The following is a 20,212-nucleotide window of genomic DNA, read 5'->3' as shown; positions in this document are numbered from 1 at the left end:
TCAACCTCCACTGCCGTCGACCGGGCCGATCAACAGGTGGTCGCCTTCGTTCAGGCCCTCGAGCACCTGCACGCGCAGGCGGTCGCTGAGGCCCAGGCGCACCTCCCGTTGTTCGATGCTGCCGTTGGGCATCACCACGCGGGCGATCTGTGTGTCAGTGGTGCCGTTGCCGAGCAGTGCCGAGACCGGTGCGGTCAGGGTGTCCTTGGCCTGGCCGGCGACGAAGAACACCTGGGTGGTCATCTCGGCCATCAGCGCATTGTCGGTGTTGTCCACATCCAGCAGCACGGTGTACAGCACCACGCGGCCGGCGCCGCTTTTGTTGGAACTGGTGGGGCTGCCGCTGCCCTGGGTTTCATTCAGGGGCTTGGGCGGTATCGGCAGGATCTGTCGCACGGTGCTGGTCCAGCGCCGGGTGCCGCCGCTCAGGGTGGTGAAGTAGGCGGTCATGCCGGGTTTGACGTGGCCGATATCGGCCTCCGACACCTCGGCCCATACGGTCATCGGCGACAACTTGGCGATACGCAGGATCAGCGGCGTCTGCTGCTGGGCGTTGAGGGTCTGGCCGACGCGCGCATCCACCGCCACCACGGTGCCGCTCATGGGCGCATAGATGCGTGTGTAGCCCAGCTCCGCCTCGTCGCTGCGCAGGCTGGCCTGGGCCTGCCGGATCTGCGCCTGGAACATATCGACCCTGGCCTGGGTCGCGCTCAGCTCGGCCTTGGCGGTTTGCACGTCCTCTTCACGGGTGGCATTGCCGGTGGCCAGGCGTTGCTGGCGCTGATACTTCTGGCGCGCCAGCTCATGCTGGGCCTGCTGCTCCTGCAATTGCGCCTTGAGGTTTTCGATGGCGTAGCGGCTGGCGTCGAGCTTGGCCTGCTGGGTGGACGGGTCGATTTCCACCAGCAATTGGCCTTCCTTGACCTGATCGCCTGCTTCGACGTGGATCCTGCGGATCTGCCCGGACGCCTGGGCGCCCACGTCCACATAGCGACGCGGTTGCAGGGTGCCGAGGGCGGTCACGCTGTTTTCGATAGTGCCGCGGGTTACGGTGACGGTGGTCAGGTCGTCGCGGCCCGACGGCAACACCTGCCACGCGGCGACGGCGATCAGAGGCATCAGGCACGCCGCAACAAGCAGGGCGCGTCGGGCGGGGCGGGGGCGTTTCATGGATGGATTCCAGCCAGGGAAAGTCGAGGCGCGGTTGCGCAGAGCTGACAGTTAAACGAGATAAACGCGCGAGGATTTAAGCGGTTACACACGCTGTTACAGGGCTTGCGGCTAAAAAAAACCGCTGTCGAGGCAAGACTGCTTTAAAAGTAGATGAGAATTACTATAAATTGCACCTACCCAAACTGCCATTATCCAATGGCATCCTTCTGCGGGCCCGAGCACGTTCGTGCCCGCAATGCGCTTTCAAGATGTCGGGAGTCATGTTGGAAAACTACTATCGCGAGCTGGTGTGTTTCCTCAACGCCAAGCTGGGCAACCGTCAGGTGGCCGAAGATGTGGTGCATGACGCTTATGTGCGGGTACTGGAACGCTCCAGCGACACCCCCATCGAACAACCGCGTGCCTTTTTGTACCGCACGGCGTTGAACCTGGTGATCGACGGCCATCGGCGCAACGCCCTGCGCCAGGTCGAGCCGCTGGACGTGCTGGACAGCGAAGAACGTTTCGCCCCCGGCACCCCGCACGCCTGCCACGATCAGGGCCAGCGCCTGGCGCTGCTCGAACGTGCCCTGGCCGAACTGCCGGCGGCCTGTCGCGAGAGTTTCATGTTGCGCAAGCTCGATGGCCTGAGCCACCTGCAAATCGCCGAACGCTTGTGTATTTCCCGCGCCCTGGTGGAAAAACACATCGTCAATGCCATGAAGCACTGCCGCGTGCGGATGCGCGAGTGGGACGCGCACTGATCCATCATCAGTTAAATTTTATTTCACTGTCCTCGTTTCCTATCAACACATGACCTGTTGTGCAGGTCTCGAAGGTATTCCCGCCCCACCGCCACGGGGCTTATCCAGAGGACACTGGAATGACACAGGCAATTGCTTCGCCCGCGGTTCACGACCTGATCGGCATCGGTTTCGGCCCTTCGAACCTGGCGCTGGCCATCGCCCTGCAAGAGCGCGAGAAGGCGCAGGGCAAACTGGATGTGCTGTTTCTGGACAAACAGGCCGACTATCGCTGGCACGGCAATACCCTGGTGACCCAGAGCGAACTGCAGATTTCCTTCCTCAAGGACCTGGTGACCCTGCGCAACCCCACCAGCCCGTACTCCTTCGTCAATTACCTCAAGGCCCACGGCCGCCTGGTGGACTTTATCAACCTCGGCACCTTCTACCCGTGCCGCATGGAGTTCAACGACTACCTGCGATGGGTGGCCGGGCACTTCCAGGCCCAGGCCCGTTATGGTGAGGAAGTGCTGGCCATCGAGCCGATCCTGCATCAGCAGCAGGTCGAGGCGCTGCGGGTGATTTCCCGCGATGCGCTGGGCGAGCAGCATGTGCGCACCACCCGCTCGGTGGTGGTCAGCGCCGGCGGTACGCCACGGATTCCCGATAGCTTCAAGGCACTCAAGGGCGATAGCCGCGTGTTCCACCACTCCCAGTACCTGGAGCGCATGGCCAACCAGCCCTGCGTCCAGGGCAAGCCGATGCGCATCGCGATCATCGGCGGCGGCCAGAGCGCGGCCGAGGCGTTTATCGACCTCAACGACAGCTTCCCCTCGGTGCAGGTGGATATGATCCTGCGCGGTTCGGCGCTCAAGCCGGCGGATGACAGCCCGTTCGTCAACGAAGTGTTCTCGCCGGCGTTCACCGACCTGGTGTTCCAGCAGGTCGGCGCCGAGCGTGAGCGGCTGGTGGCGGAGTACCAGAACACCAACTATTCGGTGGTGGACCTGGACCTGATCGAGCGTATCTACGGCATTTTCTATCGTCAGAAAGTCTCCGGCGTTGCGCGCCAGGCCTTCCGCACCATGACCGTGGTCGAGAAGGCCGCACCCGGCCCGCTGGGCATCGAACTGACCCTGCGCAATAACGCCACGGGTGAAACCAGCGTCAATCACTACGACGCGGTCATCCTGGCCACCGGCTATGAGCGTCAGATGCACCGCGAACTGCTGGCGCCGCTGGAAGCGTACATGGGCGATTTCGAAGTGAGCCGCGACTACCGCATCGTCACCGATGAGCGCTGCAATGCCGGTATCTACATCCAGGGCTTCAGCCAGGCCAGCCATGGTTTGAGCGATACGTTGCTGTCGGTCTTGCCGATTCGCGCGGATGAGATTGCGGCGTCGCTGTATGCGCTGGACCGTGGGCGCGACACAGGGCGGTCGATACAGGATTTGCTGCTGGCCACCGCGAGCTGAGCTCGCACCTACGGACGGTACTTGTGACAAAGGGTTACCGCTGATACTGTACAAAAAACCAGTATCGGTAACCCGCCATGCAGTTGATCGAAAAACTCAGCATCCTCGCCGACGCCGCCAAGTACGACGCGTCCTGCGCCAGCAGCGGCGCGCCCAAGCGCAGCTCCGAGGGCAAGGCGGGGCTGGGTTCCACCGATGGCATGGGCATTTGTCACAGCTATACGCCTGACGGGCGCTGTGTGTCGCTGCTCAAGGTGCTGCTCACCAACTTCTGCCTCTACGACTGCCAATACTGCGTCAACCGCCGCTCCAGCGACGTGCCGCGTGCGCGGTTCAGTCCGGAGGAGGTGGTCACCCTGACCCTGGATTTCTACCGGCGCAATTGCGTCAGCGGGCTGTTCCTCAGCTCCGGCATTATCCGTTCAGCCGACTACACCATGGAGCAGCTTGTCCGGGTGGCGAAACTGCTGCGCGAGGAGCATGACTTTCGCGGTTATATCCACCTCAAGACCATCCCCGAAGCCGACCCGGCGCTGATTGCCGAGGCCGGGCGTTATGCCGATCGTCTGAGCGTGAATATCGAACTGCCCACCGATGCCAGCCTGCAGACGCTGGCGCCGGAGAAGCAGATCGGCTCGATCAAGCAGGCCATGCAGACCATCTACACCGGCGAGCAGACGGTGCTCAACGAACCTCGCGCGCCGCGTTTCGCCCCGGCCGGGCAGAGCACGCAGATGATCGTCGGCGCCGACGACACCGACGACAGCACCATCCTGCACGGCGCCGAAGCGCTGTACGGCCACTTCAAGCTGCGCCGCGTCTACTACTCGGCGTTCAGCCCCATCCCCAACAGCCCGAAAAGCGTACCCCTGGCCGCGCCGCCGCTGATGCGCGAACACCGCCTGTACCAGGCCGACTTCCTGCTGCGCAGCTACGGCTTCAGCGCCGGCGAATTGTTCGAAGGCCCCGGTCACCTGGCACTGGATATCGACCCCAAGCTGGCCTGGGCCCTGGAGCATCGCGAGGTGTTCCCTCTGGACCTCAACCGCGCCGAACCGACCTTGATCGCGCGTATTCCCGGTATCGGCCTGCGCACCACCCAGCGCCTGGTGGACCTGCGCCGCGAGCGCAAAATCCGCTTTGAAGACCTGGCCCGCATGCGTTGCGTGCTGGCCAAGGCCAAGCCGTTTTTCATCACCAGCGACTACCACCCGCAGCAGGCGGACAGCACCAGCGTGTTGCTGCGCGAGCAACTGCGGGACCGCCCGCAGCCGCAGCAGATGGGGCTGTGGGGATGACCAGCCTGGAATGCGACAACCTGTTCGACACCTGGCGCGAACAGGCGCGCTGGTTACTCAGTCATCAAGTCGACCCCAGCCAGGTGAGTTGGGGCGAGGCGCAGGCCGCGGATCTGTTTGCCACCGATGAGCCGATCCCTGCCGGGCTGGGGCCGTTTCAGGCGCGTATTCCCAAGGCACTGCTCGAACTGCTGGAGTCGGCCGCCTGCTACCACGGCGACCAGCGGTGGAGCCTGTTGTATGAAGTGCTGTGGCGCGTCAGCCACGGCGACCGCACCGCGATGCTGGCCGGCGACAAACTGGGCAGCGAGTTGCAGCGGCGGATCAAGCAGGTCAGCCGTGAAGCGCACCACCTGCACGCGTTCGTGCGCTTTGTCGCGCTGCCGCCGGAGGCTGGGCCGGAACTGCCGGAATACGTAGCCTGGCATGAACCCGCCCACGACATTCTGAAATCGGCCAGCCAGCACTTTATCGGGCGCATGGGCCGTCATCGCTGGATGATCGCCACACCGTTGGACGGCGTGTATTACGATGGCGAACAGCTGGTTCATCAACGCCATTGCCCCGAACCCTGGCAGCAACTGGCGCAGAACGTCGAAGACCCTCACAGCGCCATGTGGCTGACGTATTACAGCCATATATTCAACCCGGCGCGGTTGAACCCCAAGGTGATGGAAGGGCACCTGCCCAGTCGTTTCTGGAAAAACCTGCCGGAGGGCAAGCTGATCCCAAGCTTGATCAGCGAAGCGCGAACGGGGAAGCAGAAGGATGGTCAGGCCAAGATGATCGGCAGCAGGCCCGGTAAGCGTATTGCCAGCGGGCAAGGTTAAACAGGAGGGATCATGTCTACCGTCGTACGTCTCGCCCAGCCCGACGATGCCGAGGGGGTCAGCCGGGTGATCCTGGCGGCTTTGTACGGCAGCAACGCACAGGATTATCCGGCGGATGTGATTGAGCGGGTGGCCAGCAACTTTACGCCCGACGCGGTGCGCGAGCTGCTCAAGCGGCGTGTGGTGCTGGTGGCGGTTCAGGGGCGGGTGATCGTCGGCACCGCTGCGCTGGATGCCAAAGTGGTGCGCTCGGTGTTCGTCAACCCGACGCGGCAAGGGCAGGGCATTGGCCGGTTATTGATGAGTGAAATCGAACTGCGCGCGGGGGAAGCGGGGGTGACAACGCTGAGTGTGCCGTCCTCGCTGACGGCCGAGCCGTTTTACGCCAGGCTGGGGTTTCGCACGGTACGTGAGGTCGATCACGGCAGTGAGCGCACCTTGGTGATGGAGAAGGCGCTGTTGCCGTGCGATGCCTGAGCACATCGGAAAGTAAATGTGGGAGGAGGCTTGCGCTATATGAGAATCCAAACGCCCTCCTCAGTTAACTGAAAGAACCGGCTCGAATGTGGGAGGGGGCTTGCCCCCGATGCGGTGTATCAGTCAACAGATTCATTGACTGAGCCACTGCTATCGGGGGCAAGCCCCCTCCCACAGGCGGTTAGACCTTTACGATCCAACCGGCAGGTGCTTCGACGTCGCCGGTCTGCACGCCGGTCAGCTCTTTGTAGAGCTTCTGGGTGATCGGGCCGACTTCGGTTTCGCTGTGGAACACGTGCAGTTTTCCGTTGTACTGGATACCGCCGATCGGCGAAATCACCGCCGCCGTGCCGCAGGCGCCGGCTTCCTTGAATTGGTCCAGCTTGTCGATGAACACTTCGCCCTCGACCACTTCCAGGCCCAGGCGGGTCTGGGCCAGTTCGATCAGCGACAGGCGGGTGATGCCTGGCAGCACCGAAGGCGACTTCGGCGTGATGAACTGGTTGTCGTGGGTGATCCCGAAGAAGTTGGCCGAACCGACTTCTTCGATTTTCGAGTGGGTCATCGGATCCAGATAGATTGCGTCGGCAAAACCGGATTTCTTCGCTTCCGAGCCCGGCATCAGGCTGGCGGCGTAGTTGCCACCGACCTTGGCCGCGCCAGTGCCCTGTGGCGCGGCGCGGTCGAAGGTGGAGATCTGGAAGTTGTGGGGCACCAGGCCGCCCTTGAAGTAGGCGCCGACAGGGATGCAGAACACCGAGAAGATGAATTCGGGCGCGGTGCGTACGCCGATGTTGTCACCGGTGCCGATCACGAACGGACGCAGGTACAGCGCGCCGCCGCTGCCGTACGGCGGGATGAACCGCTCGTTGGCCTTGACCACTTGCTTGCAGGCGTCGATGAACGCGTCGGTCGGTACGTGGGGCATCAGCAGGCGCGCGCAGCTGCGTTGCATGCGGGCGGCGTTCTGGTCCGGGCGGAACAGGTTGATCGAGCCGTCTTTGCAACGGTAGGCCTTGAGGCCTTCAAAGCACTGCTGACCATAGTGCAGGGCGGTGGAGCCCTCGCTGATGTGCAGCACGTTGTCGTCGGTCAGGGTGCCGGCTTGCCATTCGCCGTTTTTCCAGGTCTGGAGAAACCGCTTGTCGGTCTTGATGTAGTCAAAACCCAGCTTGTCCCAATTGATGCTTTCGTTACCCATGACACCCTCTATCTCTGGTCAAGTCGGATTTTTTTCTGGATGGGCGCAACAATACTTCATTCTTGGCTCGTGTGGGAGCAGGTGGGCGGACCATCCGACATCTGTATTGGCTGATCCGCCGCTATCGCGGGCAAGGCCGGCTCCCACAGCTGATTGCATCTCAAGGGTGGGAGCTGGGTTGCCTACAGATGCAGCGCGTGGCCCAGCGCCCGCAATGCCGCTTCCTGCACAGCCTCACCGAGGGTCGGGTGCGCGTGAATGGTGCCGGCCACGTCTTCCAGGCGCGCGCCCATTTCCAGGCTCAGGCCGAAGGCCGTGGACAGTTCGGACACGCCCACACCCACAGCCTGCCAGCCGACGATCAGATGGTTGTCCCGCCGCGCCACCACCCGCACGAAGCCGGTTTTCGACTCCAGCGTCATCGCCCGACCATTGGCCGCGAACGGGAAGCTCGACACGATGCAATCCAGTCCCGCCGCCTTGGCATCGTCGGGCGTTTTGCCGACCACCACCAGTTCCGGGTCGGTAAAGCACACCGCCGGGATCGCCGCCGGGTTGAACTCGCGGTGCAGGCCGCTGATCAGTTCGGCAACCATTTCGCCCTGGGCCATGGCTCGGTGCGCCAGCATCGGCTCGCCGCTCAGGTCGCCGATGGCATACACATTGCGCATGCTGGTCTGGCAGCGGCTGTCGATCCTGATCGCCGCGCCGTTCATGTCCAGGTTCAGCGCTTCGAGGTTCCAGCCCTGGGTGTTGGGTTTGCGACCCACCGCGACCAGCACCTGGTCGGTGGCCAATGACAAGGTGTCGCCGTTGGGGTCACGAACCTGCAGGTTGCCGTCGGCAAACCCGGTGACGCTGTGCTTGAGGTACAGCGTTACCCCCAGTTGCTTGAGGGATTCGGCCACCGGCTGGGTCAGCTCGCCGTCGTAGGCGGGCAGGATGCGATCCTGCGCCTCTACTACGCTGACCTGCGCCCCGAGCTTGCGGTAGGCGATTCCCAGTTCCAGGCCGATATAACCACCGCCCACTACGATCATGCGTTTGGGCACGCGGGTCGGCGCCAGGGCTTCGGTAGACGAGATAATCGGCCCACCGATGGGCAGCATCGGCAGGTTGACGCTTGTGGAACCGGTGGCCAGCAGCAGGTGTTCGCACTGGATGCGTTGCTCGCCGACATCGACGGTCTTGCCGTCGACTACCTTGGCCCAGCCGTGTATCACCTGCACCTTGTGCTTCTTGAGCAAGGCTGCGACGCCGGTGGTCAGGCGGTCGACGATGCCGTCCTTCCATTCCACGCTTTTGCGGATGTCCAGTGTCGGCACGTCCACTTCTATGCCCAGCGGCGAGCCCTGGCTGTGATGCACGCTTTGCTGGAATTGCTCGGCCACATGGATCAAGGCCTTGGACGGGATACAGCCGATATTCAGGCAAGTGCCCCCCAATGCCTGGGCTTCCACCAGGATGGTCGGGATGCCCAGTTGACCGGCGCGGATCGCCGCGACATAACCGCCGGGGCCGCCGCCGATGATCAGCAGGGTGGTATGCGTAATGTGCGTCATGCCGTTACTCCAGGAACAGGCTGGCGGGTTGTTCGAGCAGGCCGCGAATGGCCTGGATGAATTGCGCCGCGTCCATGCCATCGACCACGCGGTGATCGAAGGAGCTGGAGAGGTTCATCATCTTGCGAATCACGATCTGGCCCTTGATCACCATCGGCCGTTCGACGATGCGATTGACGCCGACGATGGCTACCTCCGGCAGGTTCAGCACCGGCGTGCTGACGATACCGCCCAACGCGCCGAGGCTGGTCAGGGTGATGCTGGAACCGGACAGTTCTTCACGGCTGGCCTTGCCATTGCGCGCGGCCGTGGCCAGGCGCGCGATCTCTTCGGCGGTGCCCCACAGGTTGCGGGCTTCGGCATGCCGCACCACCGGCACCATCAGGCCGATGTCGCTCTGGGTGGCGACGCCCACATGCACCGCGCCGAGGCGGGTGATGACCTGGGCTTCGTCGTCGTAACGCGCATTGATCTGCGGAAAATCGCGCAGCGCCACGACCATGGCGCGCACGATAAACGGCAACAGGGTCAGCTTGCCGCGTGTGGCACCGTGCTTTTCGTTGAGGTGTACGCGCAGCTCGTCCAGCGCGGTGACGTCGATTTCTTCCACATAGCTGAAATGCGCGGCGCGCCGGGTGGCGTCCTGCATGCGCTGGGCGATTTTGCGGCGCATGCCGATCACCGGGATCTGTTCTTCGTCGTGGCGTTCGGCGTAAGAGGCGGCAGCGGTTTTATGTTGCGTCGCAGGCTGGAGCAAGTAAGCGTCCAAATCTTCGTGCAGAATGCGGCCCGCCGGGCCAGAGCCTTGGACCAGGCACAGCGGGATGCCGGCATCCAGCGCATGCTTGCGCACGGCGGGGGAGGCCAGCGGGCGTTCGTCGGCTTCGCGGGCTACCGGGGCTTGCGCTGGAGCCTGAGTTGGTGCGGGTTTGCTTTGGACCGGGGCTGGCTTGGCTTCAACGACGGGAGCGGCCTTCACCGGTTCAGCCTCGACCGGCACGTCCTTGGTATTGCCCGCGCCTTCCACTTCAATGCTGATCAGAATACTTCCCACGGCCATGACTTCGCCCGGCGCGCCGCCGAGGGCGATCACCTTGCCGTGCACCGGCGAGGGAATATCCACCATCGCCTTGTCGGTCATCACATCCGCCAGCACCTGGTCTTCGACCACCATATCGCCGACGTTCACATGCCACTGCGACAGTTCTACTTCCGCGATGCCTTCGCCAATGTCCGGCATCTTGATAACGTGCGTGCCCATTCAGACCTCCATGACCCGTTGCAGCGCCGCGCCCACACGGGACGGCCCTGGGAAATACGCCCACTCCTGCGCGTGCGGGTAGGGGGTGTCCCACCCGGTGACGCGTTCGATCGGCGCTTCCAGGTGGTGGAAGCAATGCTCCTGCACCAGCGCTACCAGCTCGGCGCCAAAGCCACAGGTGCGCGTGGCTTCATGCACCACCACGCAACGGCCGGTCTTTTTCACCGATTTGACGATGGTTTCCAGGTCCAGCGGCCACAGGCTGCGCAGGTCGATGACTTCGGCGTCGATGCCGGTTTCCTCGGCGGCCACCTGGGACACATACACGGTGGTGCCGTAGGTCAGCACGGTGACGGCCGAGCCCGGACGCACAATGGCGGCCACGTCCAGCGGCACGGTGTAGTAACCGTCCGGCACTTGGGCTTGCGGGTGTTTCGACCACGGGGTGACAGGGCGGTCGTGATGGCCGTCGAACGGGCCGTTGTACAGGCGCTTGGGTTCGAGGAAGATCACCGGGTCATCGTTTTCGATGGAGGCGATCAGCAGGCCCTTGGCGTCATACGGGTTGGACGGCATCACCGTGCGCAGGCCGCAGACCTGGGTGAACACCGCTTCGATACTTTGGCTGTGAGTCTGGCCGCCATAGATGCCGCCGCCGCAGGGCATGCGCATGGTCAGCGGCGCGGTGAACTGGCCGGCGGAGCGATAACGCAGGCGCGCGGCTTCGGAGATGATCTGGTCGGTGGCGGGGTAGACGTAGTCGGCGAACTGGATCTCGGCCACCGGGCGCAAACCATAGGCGCCCATGCCCACCGCCACGCCGACGATGCCGCTTTCGGAGATCGGCGCGTCAAATACCCGCGAAGTGCCGTACTTGCTCTGCAGGCCTTCGGTGCAGCGGAACACGCCGCCGAAATAACCGACGTCCTGGCCGAACACCACCACGTTGTCGTCGCGTTCGAGCATCACATCCATGGCCGAGCGCAGGGCCTGGATCATGGTCATGGTGGTGGTGGTCATGGCGGTTTCCACTTCGATGCTGTTGTTGTGATCGTTCATGTCAGATCCCCAACTGCTGACGCTGGCGCTTTAAGTGCTCCGGCATCTCTTTATAGACGTCTTCGAACATGGTCGCGGCGCTTGGGATCTGGCCACCGGCCAGGGTGCCGTACTGTTCGGCTTGTTTTTGCGCGGCGATGACCTCGGCTTCCAGTTCGGCACTGACCGCCGCGTGCTCCTCTTCGGACCACTGTCCAATCTTGATCAGGTGCTGCTTTAGACGGGCAATCGGGTCGCCCAGCGGGAAGTGGCTCCAGTCGTCGGCGGGGCGGTACTTGGATGGATCGTCCGAAGTGGAGTGGGGGCCGGCGCGGTAGGTGATCCATTCGATCAGGGTCGGGCCGAGGTTGCGGCGCGCACGTTCGGCGGCCCAGGCGGAAGCGGCGTACACCGCGATGAAGTCGTTGCCGTCCACACGCAGGGAGGCAATGCCGCAACCGACGCCGCGTCCGGCGAAGGTGGTGGCTTCACCGCCGGCAATGGCCTGGAAGGTGGAGATTGCCCATTGGTTGTTGACCACGTTGAGAATCACCGGCGCGCGGTAGACGTGGGCGAAGGTGAGGGCGGTGTGGAAGTCCGATTCGGCGGTGGCGCCGTCACCGATCCAGGCCGACGCGATCTTGGTATCGCCCTTGATCGCCGACGCCATGCCCCAGCCCACGCCCTGTACGAATTGGGTGGCGAGGTTGCCGGAAATAGTGAAGAAGCCAGCGTCTTTGACCGAGTACATGATCGGCAGCTGACGACCTTTGAGCGGGTCGCGCTCGTTGGACAGCAACTGGCAGATCAGGTCCACCAGCGGCACTTCGCGGGCCATCAGGATGCTTTGCTGGCGGTAGGTGGGGAAACACATGTCGTCGATGTTCAGGGCCAGGGCCTGGGCGCTGCCGATGGCTTCCTCGCCAAGGCTTTGCATGTAGAACGACATTTTTTTCTGACGCTGGGCGACCACCATGCGGTTATCGAAGATCCGTGTCTTGAGCATGGCACGCATGCCCTTGCGCAGGATCTCTACGGGAACCCCTTCGGCCCACGGCCCCAGGGCCTGACCCTGGTCATCGAGCACGCGGATCAAGCCCTTGGCCAGGTCGGCGGTGTCGGCGGGTTCTACGTCGATGGCGGGTTTGCGCACCAGGCCGGCGTCGTTCAGGCGCAGGTAGGTGAAATCGGTCTTGCAGCCTGGGCGGCCCGAGGGTTCGGGAACGTGCAGGCGCAGCGGTTCGTACTGCTGGGTCATGGCTTTCTACGCTCTATCTTGTGAATTTCTTGTAGTGGGCGCGCTAGCTGACAATCAGTCCCCGGATAGGGGAAATCTTGTCCTACAACAATCATAGGCGGGGCGTAGAAGAATATTTATCTGTGTTTCATTGCGCTCATGATCATTTGCGGATAAAAAATCTGCATAAACATAATAAACAGGTGATTTTGTCTCATGCGCAAACTGGACCGTACCGATATCGGCATTCTCAACGCCCTGCAGGAGAACGCGCGGATCACCAACGCCGACCTGGCCCGCTCGGTCAACCTGTCGCCCACGCCGTGTTTCAACCGGGTCAAGGCCATGGAGGAACTGGGCCTGATCCGTGAACAGGTCACCCTGCTGGATGCCGATCTGCTGGGGTTGCACGTCAACGTGTTTATCCATGTCAGCCTGGAAAAACAGAATGAGCTGGCCCTGCAACAGTTCGAAAGCGCCATCGCCGACCGCCCCGAGGTGATGGAGTGCTACCTGATGGCCGGCGACCCCGACTACCTGATCCGCGTGCTGGTGCCGACGATCCAGGCATTGGAGCGCTTCATGATGGATTTCCTGACCAAGGTGCCGGGCGTGGCGAATATCCGCTCCAGCTTTGCGCTCAAGCAGGTGCGCTACAAGACCGCGTTGCCATTGCCCTCCAACGGCATCAGCCTCGGTTCCTGATGCAACCCAGGCACACATGTGGGAGGGGCTTGCTCCCGATGACGGTGAATCAGCTAGCGCCAAGCTGCCTGTCACACCGCCATCTTGGGCAACTCGAATCCCGCATTTCAGAGCTGGTTGAGGGGGATCTTCAGGTAGGTCACCCCATTGTCTTCCGCCGGCGGCAGATGCCCGGCCCGTACATTCACCTGGATCGCCGGCAACAACAGCGTCGGCATCCCCAGCCCCGCATCGCGCTGGGTGCGCATCGCTACAAACGCCGTTTCATCCACGCCGTCATGCACATGAATATTGCCTGCGCGCTGTTCGGCTACCGTGGTCAGGCATTTCGCCTCGCGCCCCTGGGGTGGATAGTCATGGCACACGTACAGTTGGGTCTCCAGTGGAAACGCCAGTAATTTGCGCATTGAGGCGTACAACTGCCGCGCATCGCCGCCGGGGAAGTCGCAGCGCGCGGTGCCCACATCCGGCATAAACAGGGTATCGCCGACCAGGATCAACCGACCCTCGATCAGGTAGGCCATGTCCGCCGGGGTATGACCGGGCACATGCAAGGCCTGGGCTTGCAGGCCGCCGATGTGGAAGCACTCGTCCGGGGCGAACAAATGATCGAACTGCGAACCGTCCGCCCGGAATTCCGGCTCCAGGTTAAACAGGTTTTTGAATACGTCCTGCACTTTGCTGATGCACTGGCCGATGGCGATCTTGCCGCCCAGTGTGCGGCGCAGGTAGGGCGCGGCGGACAAGTGGTCGGCGTGGGCATGGGTTTCCAGCAGCCACTGCACCTGCAAACGGTGTTCGTGTACGAATGCGATCACCTTGTCCGCCTGGGTGGTGTCGGTGCGGCCGGAGGCGGGGTCGTAGTTGAGCACCGAATCGACGATGGCGCAGGCGCCGCCGTCCGCTTCGTAGACCACATAGGTATAGGTCGACGACGCCTCGTCCAGAAAGGATTGAATCAACGCTGGCATGGCGGTAGCCCCTGATGCTGGAAAAAAGTGATTACAATCACTTTATATTTAAACATAATGTTTTCAGATTAAGTGACACACAGGACCCGACGCAAATGGAATCTACCTTGAGTGAGGGCGAAGTCGCCCAGTTGCGTGCGTCCGCGTCCAAAGCCTGCGCCTTGCTCAAGGCGTTGGCCAATGAAGACCGCCTGTTGATCCTGTGCCAGTTGACCCAGGGCGAACGCAATGTCGGCGAGCTGGAGACCATGACCGGCGTGCGCCAGCCGACGCTGTCCCAGCAACTGGGCATCCTGCGCGACGAAGGGCTGGTGGCCACCCGTCGCGAAGGCAAATACATTTTCTACGGGCTGGCCAGCCACGAAGTGATCCAAGTGATGAAGACCTTGTCCGGGCTGTACTGCGGCGCGGTCATAAAAAGCTGGGCGTAACGCCATCCGGCGGCGACCCTTGTGTGCATTGACAAAAAAAGGCGATAGACCATGACCGACCAACACTGGGGCCAAACCATCAGTGGCGACATCGTTGTCATCGGCGGCGGCTCGGCGGGCATCGGCCTGCTGGCCAGCCTGCTCAAGCGCGACCCCCATCTGAACATCACCCTGATCGAACCCAGCGACTACCACTGCTACCAACCGGCCTGGACCCTGGTGGGCGGCGGTGCCTACGACCTGGAAAAAACCCGCCGTCCCCTGGCCGACGTATTGCCCAATGGCGTGACCTGGGTGCAGGCCGCCGTCACCGAGGTGCTGCCGGACAGCCAGAGCCTGGTGCTCGACAACGGTCAGCGCGTGACCTGGAACAACCTCATTGTCTGCCCCGGCCTGCGTCTGGCCTGGGAAAAAATCGAAGGCCTGCAGGACACCCTCGGCCAGCACGGCGTGACCTCCAACTACAGCTACGAGCACGCCGCCTATACCTGGCAGCAAGTCAAGCAACTCAAGGCCGGTAAGGCACTGTTCACCCAGCCGGCCATGCCGATCAAATGCGCCGGCGCGCCGCAGAAGGCCATGTACCTGTCCTGCGACCACTGGCTCAAGCAAGGTCATCTGAAAAACATCGACGTGGAATTCAACCTGGCCGGCGCGGCGCTGTTCGGCGTGGCGACCTTCGTGCCGCCGTTGATGAAATACGTGGAGAAATACAACGCGCGCCTGGCCTTCAATACCAACCTGGTGAAAGTCGACGGTCCGGCACGCAAAGCCTGGTTTGACGTCAAGGACGCTGAAGGCAACGTCACCCGTGTCGAAAAAACTTTCGACCTGCTGCACGTGGTCCCACCGCAACTGGCGCCGGAGTTTATCCGCAACAGCCCACTGGCCGACGCCGCCGGCTGGTGCGACGTGCACCCGCACAGCCTGCAGCATCAGCGCTATGCGCGTGTCTTCGGCCTGGGCGATGTGTGCGGCACCAGCAATGCCAAGACCGCCGCGGCGGTGCGCAAGCAGATTGTGGTGGTCGCCGAAAACCTGTTGGCCCTGCGCAAACAGGCGCCGCTGCCGCTCAAGTACGACGGCTACGGTTCCTGCCCGCTGACGGTGGAGAAGGGCAAAGTGGTGCTGGCCGAGTTTGGTTACGGTGGCAAGCTGCTGCCGACGTTCGCCCTCGACCCGACGCGGGCACGTCGTTCCATGTGGTTTCTCAAGGCCACGTTGCTGCCATGGTTCTATTGGAACGGCATGCTCAAGGGCCGCGAATGGCTGACCCGCCTGAGCAAGGTGGACTGAATGCTGCTGGCCAGTGTGTTGGGCGTGTTGATGGGCATGGTCATGGGCTTGACCGGCGCCGGTGGCGGCATCCTCGGTGTGCCCGCGTTGGTGCTGGGGCTGGGCCTGAGCATGACCCAGGCCGCGCCGGTGTCGCTGCTCGCTGTGGGCGCGGCGGCGGCGGTGGGGGCGATTGACGGTTTGCGCCATGGCCTGGTGCGTTATCGCGCCGCGTTGCTGATCGCGTTGCTCGGCGCGCTGTTTTCCCCGCTGGGGGTGTTCGTCGCCCACCAGATGCCCGAAGCGCTGCTCAAGGGCCTGTTCAGCGCGTTGATGGTGCTGGTGGCGTGGCGCATGCTGCAACGGGAGAAACTCCAGGCCGGGCCGAGCGACCATGGCGCCGCCTCCTGGGGCCAGAAAAACTGCATGCTCAACCAGCAGACCGGGCGCCTGGCCTGGACCGCCAAATGCACCGCCACCCTGGCCACCCTGGGCGCCATCACCGGTGCGGTGTCGGGTCTGCTCGGCGTGGGCGGTGGCTTTCTGATCGTGCCGGCATTCAAACAGCTTACCGATGTGCAGATGCGCGGCATTGTCGCCACCTCGTTGATGGTGATCAGCCTGATTTCGCTGATCGGCGTGGTCGGCGCGTTCCATGCCGGCGTGCGTATCGACGCCGTCGGCTGGGTGTTTATCGCAGCCAGCATCGTCGGCATGCTGATCGGCCGGCGCCTGTGTTCGGTCATCGCCGCACGCACCCTGCAGGTGGGGTTTGCCAGCCTGTGTGTGATGGTGGCGATTGGCATGCTGGTCAACGCCCTGCATTGATCGTTCCCACGCTCCGCGTGGGAATGCCGCCCTGGACGCTCCGCGTCCGCTCTTGACGGTCGTGACGCGGAGCGTCACCCGCTGCATTCCCACGCGGAGCGTGGGAACGATCAAGCGTCTTCATCCCATCGCATCCCCCCACCCAGTACCCAAGTAGCATAGGTCTCATCCCCCGCCCTTCGTACACTCATGCCTCAGAGGGGGAGGCAACGATGCATAACAGTGAAGGCGTAGTCAGTGCCATGTCCCAGGCCACCGATGAAGGGCAGGCCGCCGAGGAGTTGGCGCAGCAACTGTTGCATCCGTACCTGGGCTTCGTGCTGTTTTTCTGCTCGGCGTCTTACGACCTGCAGGCCCTGGGCCAAGCGTTGCAAGCGTGCCTGGGCAACGTGCGCGTGGTGGGCTGTACCAGCGCCGGCGAGATCACGCCCCAAGGCTACGGCCGCAATTGCATTACGGCGATGGGCTTTAATCACGCGCATTTTTCTATCGCCACTGAGCTGATCGACCAAGTGGAACACTTCAGCCTGATCGACGCCCAGCACATGGTCGAACGCCTGGTCGGCGGCTGTCGCAGCAATACCCTGGCGCCGATCAAGGGCAATACCTTCGCCCTGACCCTGCTCGATGGCCTCTCCAGCCGCGAAGAAATGGTACTCGCCGCCCTCAGCGCCGCCCTTGGCGATATCCCGCACTTCGGCGGTTCGGCCGGTGACGACAACTTCCTCACCCACACCCACGTGTACTTCAATGGCGCGTTCCACAGCGGCGCGGCGGTGGTGGTGCTGGTCAATACCTGGTTGGATTTCGAAGTGTTCACCACCCACCACATCCTGCCGCGTGCGGAAAAACTGGTGGTGACCGGCGCCGACAGCCCGTCACGACGGGTGTACGAGCTCAATGCCGAACCCGCCGCCGAGGAGTACGCGCGGCACATCGGCGTGGCGGTGGCCGACCTCGACCACCGCGTCTTTGCCGCCCACCCGCTGGCGGTGCGTATCCATGATCAGTACTACGTGCGCGCCATCCAACAGGTGCACGAAGACCTGAGCCTGAGTTTCTACTGCGCCGTGGAAAACGGCATCGTACTGACCGTGATGAAACCCGGCCCGATTCTGCCCAACCTGGAAAGCCTGTTCGACGGCCTGCACTCTCGCCTCGGCGATTTGTTGCTGACTGTCGGCTGCGACTGCTTCCTGCGCCGCCTGGAGCTGGAAGACGCCGGGGGCCTGGAACAGATCGGCAGCTTCCTGCAAGCCAAACGGGTGATGGGGTTCAACACCTACGGAGAACAGTTCAATGGCATGCACATCAACCAGACCTTCACCGGGGTCGCCATTGCCCGAGGCCGGCGCTGAACTGCTCGCCCAGGTGGCCCGACTGCAACAGGACAACCACAAGCTGGCGCGGATCAATGCGGCGCTGATCGAGCGTATCGAGTCCGGCATGGCCCAGGGTAATAACCCGTACACCACCTTTCAGCATTCTGTGGTACTGGCCGAGCAAGTGCGCGAACGCACCGATGCCTTGAACCAGGCAATGGCCGAACTCAAGGCCAGCAACCACTTGCTGATCAACGCGAGGCTGCGCGCCGAGACCCTGCGCGGTGAACAGGCGGCGGCGCAAAAGGCCCAGGAAAGTGAACGCTGGATTCGCCTGATCACCGATAACGTTCCGGCCCTGATCGGCTACTTGAATGCCGACCTGGTCTACGAATTCACCAATAAGGTCTATGAACAATGGTACTGCTGGCCGCGCGGCATGATGCTCGGCCTGAGCCTGCGCGAAGTCCACAGCGAGCAGCATTGCCAGCGCCTGGACGCCTATGTCGCCCGCGCCCTGGCCGGGGAGAGCGTGACCTTCGAGTTCGCCGAGACCAACATCAATAACCAGGAGCGCTACATGCTGCGCTCCTATGTGCCGAATATGCTGGCCAGTGGCGAAGTGGTAGGGATCTTTGTGTTGATCCGCGACATCACCGAACGCCGCCGCACCGCCGAAGCGTTGCACCAGGCCTATCAGCACCTGGAGCAACGCGTGGCCCAGCGCACCTCGGAACTCACTGCGCTCAACGGCCAGTTGCTCAAGGAAATCGATGAGCGCCGGCGCATGGAAACCCGCCTGCGCGAGGCCAAGCTGGAGGCGGAACAGGCCAACCTGTCGAAAACCAAATTCCTCGCGGCCGTCAGCCACGACCTGCTGCAACCGCTGAATGCCGCGCGTCTGTTCACCAGCGCTTTGCTGGAGCGCCCGAGCGAAAAGCTGGTGCGCAACGTGAGCAATTCCCTGGAAGACGTGGAAAACCTGTTGGGCACCCTGGTGGATATTTCCAAGCTGGATGCCGGGGTGATCAAGGCCGATATCGCGCCGTTCGCCTTGAGCGAACTGCTCGATAACCTGGCCGTCGAATACACCCAACTGGCCCGCAGCGAAGGCTTGGAGCTGCGCTTCATCGGTTGTTCGGCACTGGTGCGCAGCGACATCCAACTGCTGGCGCGGATTCTGCGCAACCTGCTGAGCAATGCGATTCGCTACACCTACAGCGGTCGCGTGGTGCTGGGCTGTCGTCGCCAGCATCAGCGCCTGTCGATCCAGGTGTGGGACAGCGGCATGGGCATCGCCGAGGAGCGCCTGGAGGAGATATTCCAGGAGTTCAAACGCGGCGATGTGCAGCGCCGCGATCAGGATCGCGGGCTGGGGTTGGGCCTGGCGATCGTGGAGAAAATCGCCGGCATTCTTGGCCATCGCATCAGCGTCAAATCCGTACCCGGCAAGGGCTCGATGTTTGCCGTGGAAGTGCCCTTGAGCGCCACCGCCCCAAAAAACCTGCCTGCGCCCAGCATGAGCGAACCGATGCTGGAGCGTTTACAGGGCGCGCGGGTGTGGGTGCTGGATAACGACGCGGCGATCTGCGCGGGTATGCGCACGTTACTCGAAGGGTGGGGCTGCGAGGTGATCACCGCCTTATCGGAGCAGGACCTGGCCGGCCAGGTGGACAATTACCACGCCGAGGCCGACCTGCTGATCGCAGATTACCACCTGGACAACGACCAGAACGGCGTCGACGCCGTGGCCCACATCAACGCCCGCCGCAGCCGCCCGATACCGGCGCTGATGATCACCGCCAACTACAGTAACGAGCTGAAACTGCAGATCCGTGAGTTGGGGCATACCTTGATGCACAAGCCGGTACGCCCAATGAAACTCAAGACCGCCATGAGCCACCTGCTCGGTCGGCCCTGACAACTGATCGTTCCCACGTTCTGCGTGGGAATGCCGCACTGGACGCTCTGCGTCCGCTCTTAACGGGCGTGACGCGGAGCGTCACAGGATGCATTCCCACGCGGAGCGTGGGAACGATCATCCAAAGTCGTGACGCAGAGCGTCACCGGATGCATTCCCACGCGGAGCGTGGGGAACGATCAGAATCGCAACAGCGGGTGAGGGTGCACTTGCAGGATGCGGGCCGGTTGGATGAGGCGGCATTGAAAGCGTCGGGTGTGCAGGGTGTGATGGTGTTGGCGGGAGGAGTGGTAAACCTGCTCACCGGCCTCTGATCCAAGGAGAGATCACAATGTGGGAGAGGGCTTGCCCTCGATGATCGTTCCCACGCTCTGAACTGACCCCACAAAGTTGGACGATTTTCTATCTATGCCTGAGCGGCCTGAATTCTGTATTCAACAGGACTCAGGCCGTTTAGCTTCAGTCTGATACGCGAGTGATTG

18 protein-coding genes and 2 pseudogenes are annotated in these 20,212 nt (G+C 62.7%); 12 read left to right on the top strand and 8 right to left on the bottom strand.

The annotated features are described in order from the left end of the window. Positions 1-1,170: an efflux RND transporter periplasmic adaptor subunit gene (locus G7025_RS25685; protein ID WP_181081799.1), complete on the bottom strand. Its 1,170-nt coding sequence runs from the start codon at positions 1,168-1,170 to the stop codon at positions 1-3. A 263-nt stretch (positions 1,171-1,433) separates the two neighbouring features. Between G7025_RS25685 and G7025_RS25680 the strand changes: the two genes are divergently transcribed. The 5 genes and pseudogenes from G7025_RS25680 to G7025_RS25660 form a co-directional block, all read left to right on the top strand. Then, complete coding sequence (locus tag G7025_RS25680; protein ID WP_181081798.1) at positions 1,434-1,916, top strand: sigma-70 family RNA polymerase sigma factor; 483 nt, start codon at positions 1,434-1,436, stop codon at positions 1,914-1,916. 119 nt (positions 1,917-2,035) lie between these two features. After that, the gene (locus tag G7025_RS25675) at positions 2,036-3,373 is read left to right on the top strand and encodes a lysine N(6)-hydroxylase/L-ornithine N(5)-oxygenase family protein (protein ID WP_181081797.1); all 1,338 of its coding nucleotides are present in this window, start codon (positions 2,036-2,038) and stop codon (positions 3,371-3,373) included. Positions 3,374-3,450: 77 nt separating this feature from the next. Next, positions 3,451-4,671 carry a putative DNA modification/repair radical SAM protein gene (locus G7025_RS25670; RefSeq protein WP_181081796.1) on the top strand — a complete coding sequence of 407 codons (1,221 nt, stop codon included), beginning with the start codon at positions 3,451-3,453 and terminating at the stop codon, positions 4,669-4,671. Further along, complete coding sequence (locus G7025_RS25665; protein ID WP_181081795.1) at positions 4,668-5,501, top strand: TIGR03915 family putative DNA repair protein; 834 nt, start codon at positions 4,668-4,670, stop codon at positions 5,499-5,501. Before G7025_RS25670 ends, G7025_RS25665 begins: the two co-directional genes overlap by 4 nt. Before the next feature lie 12 nt (positions 5,502-5,513). Further along, positions 5,514-5,963 (top strand): annotated as a pseudogene (locus tag G7025_RS25660) (GNAT family N-acetyltransferase); the annotation flags it as partial. 196 nt (positions 5,964-6,159) lie between these two features. Here G7025_RS25660 and G7025_RS25655 read toward each other — a convergent pair. The 5 genes from G7025_RS25655 to G7025_RS25635 all read right to left on the bottom strand — a co-directional run bounded on the left by G7025_RS25655 (position 6,160) and on the right by G7025_RS25635 (position 12,298). Further along, the gene (locus G7025_RS25655; RefSeq protein WP_181081794.1) at positions 6,160-7,179 is read right to left on the bottom strand and encodes a branched-chain amino acid aminotransferase; all 1,020 of its coding nucleotides are present in this window, start codon (positions 7,177-7,179) and stop codon (positions 6,160-6,162) included. A gap of 182 nt (positions 7,180-7,361) precedes the next feature. Continuing rightward, entirely contained in the window at positions 7,362-8,741 is a 1,380-nt protein-coding gene (gene lpdA / locus G7025_RS25650; RefSeq protein ID WP_181081793.1) for a dihydrolipoyl dehydrogenase, read from the bottom strand. A gap of 4 nt (positions 8,742-8,745) precedes the next feature. Next, the gene (locus G7025_RS25645; protein ID WP_181081792.1) at positions 8,746-10,002 is read right to left on the bottom strand and encodes a dihydrolipoamide acetyltransferase family protein; all 1,257 of its coding nucleotides are present in this window, start codon (positions 10,000-10,002) and stop codon (positions 8,746-8,748) included. After that, positions 10,003-11,061 carry an alpha-ketoacid dehydrogenase subunit beta gene (locus G7025_RS25640; RefSeq protein WP_181081791.1) on the bottom strand — a complete coding sequence of 353 codons (1,059 nt, stop codon included), beginning with the start codon at positions 11,059-11,061 and terminating at the stop codon, positions 10,003-10,005. A gap of 1 nt (position 11,062) precedes the next feature. Next, positions 11,063-12,298: a 3-methyl-2-oxobutanoate dehydrogenase (2-methylpropanoyl-transferring) subunit alpha gene (locus G7025_RS25635; RefSeq protein ID WP_181081790.1), complete on the bottom strand. Its 1,236-nt coding sequence runs from the start codon at positions 12,296-12,298 to the stop codon at positions 11,063-11,065. 195 nt (positions 12,299-12,493) lie between these two features. Here G7025_RS25635 and bkdR point away from each other — a divergent pair, with 195 nt between their 5' ends. Then, the gene (gene bkdR / locus G7025_RS25630; RefSeq protein ID WP_034137807.1) at positions 12,494-12,982 is read left to right on the top strand and encodes a Bkd operon transcriptional regulator BkdR; all 489 of its coding nucleotides are present in this window, start codon (positions 12,494-12,496) and stop codon (positions 12,980-12,982) included. A 107-nt stretch (positions 12,983-13,089) separates the two neighbouring features. On the opposite strand, the gene G7025_RS25625 is transcribed toward bkdR, so the two are convergent. Beyond that, on the bottom strand, positions 13,090-13,953 hold the full coding sequence (locus tag G7025_RS25625) for an MBL fold metallo-hydrolase (RefSeq protein ID WP_181081789.1): 864 nt from the start codon (positions 13,951-13,953) through the stop codon (positions 13,090-13,092). A gap of 95 nt (positions 13,954-14,048) precedes the next feature. Here G7025_RS25625 and G7025_RS25620 point away from each other — a divergent pair, with 95 nt between their 5' ends. The 6 genes and pseudogenes from G7025_RS25620 to G7025_RS26915 form a co-directional block, all read left to right on the top strand. Next, positions 14,049-14,384, top strand: coding sequence for an ArsR/SmtB family transcription factor (locus G7025_RS25620; RefSeq protein WP_017527038.1), 336 nt, complete (start codon positions 14,049-14,051; stop codon positions 14,382-14,384). 51 nt (positions 14,385-14,435) lie between these two features. Then, positions 14,436-15,680 (top strand): NAD(P)/FAD-dependent oxidoreductase, encoded by a 1,245-nt coding sequence (locus G7025_RS25615; RefSeq protein ID WP_181081788.1) that lies wholly within the window; start codon positions 14,436-14,438, stop codon positions 15,678-15,680. Further along, on the top strand, positions 15,681-16,487 hold the full coding sequence (locus tag G7025_RS25610; RefSeq protein WP_181081787.1) for a sulfite exporter TauE/SafE family protein: 807 nt from the start codon (positions 15,681-15,683) through the stop codon (positions 16,485-16,487). 212 nt (positions 16,488-16,699) lie between these two features. Beyond that, the gene (nosP, locus tag G7025_RS25605) at positions 16,700-17,845 is read left to right on the top strand and encodes a nitric oxide-sensing protein NosP (RefSeq protein ID WP_181081786.1); all 1,146 of its coding nucleotides are present in this window, start codon (positions 16,700-16,702) and stop codon (positions 17,843-17,845) included. Then, on the top strand, positions 17,787-19,730 hold the full coding sequence (locus tag G7025_RS25600; protein ID WP_181081785.1) for a PAS domain-containing hybrid sensor histidine kinase/response regulator: 1,944 nt from the start codon (positions 17,787-17,789) through the stop codon (positions 19,728-19,730). The genes nosP and G7025_RS25600 overlap by 59 nt, the downstream gene beginning before the upstream one ends. Before the next feature lie 194 nt (positions 19,731-19,924). Then, positions 19,925-20,044 (top strand): annotated as a pseudogene (locus tag G7025_RS26915) (PTS transporter subunit EIIB); the annotation flags it as partial. A 92-nt stretch (positions 20,045-20,136) separates the two neighbouring features. On the opposite strand, the gene G7025_RS27225 reads toward G7025_RS26915, so the two are convergent. Then, on the bottom strand, positions 20,137-20,212 hold a 76-nt coding region (locus tag G7025_RS27225; RefSeq protein WP_325167118.1), incomplete at its 5' end, for an IS3 family transposase.

Source organism: Pseudomonas lurida (genome assembly GCF_013522705.1).
GTDB classification, from domain to species: Bacteria; Pseudomonadota; Gammaproteobacteria; order Pseudomonadales; family Pseudomonadaceae; genus Aquipseudomonas; species Aquipseudomonas quebecensis.
Note: the sequence above shows the minus strand (reverse complement) of the source record. Positions and strands in the feature narration are given on the sequence as shown.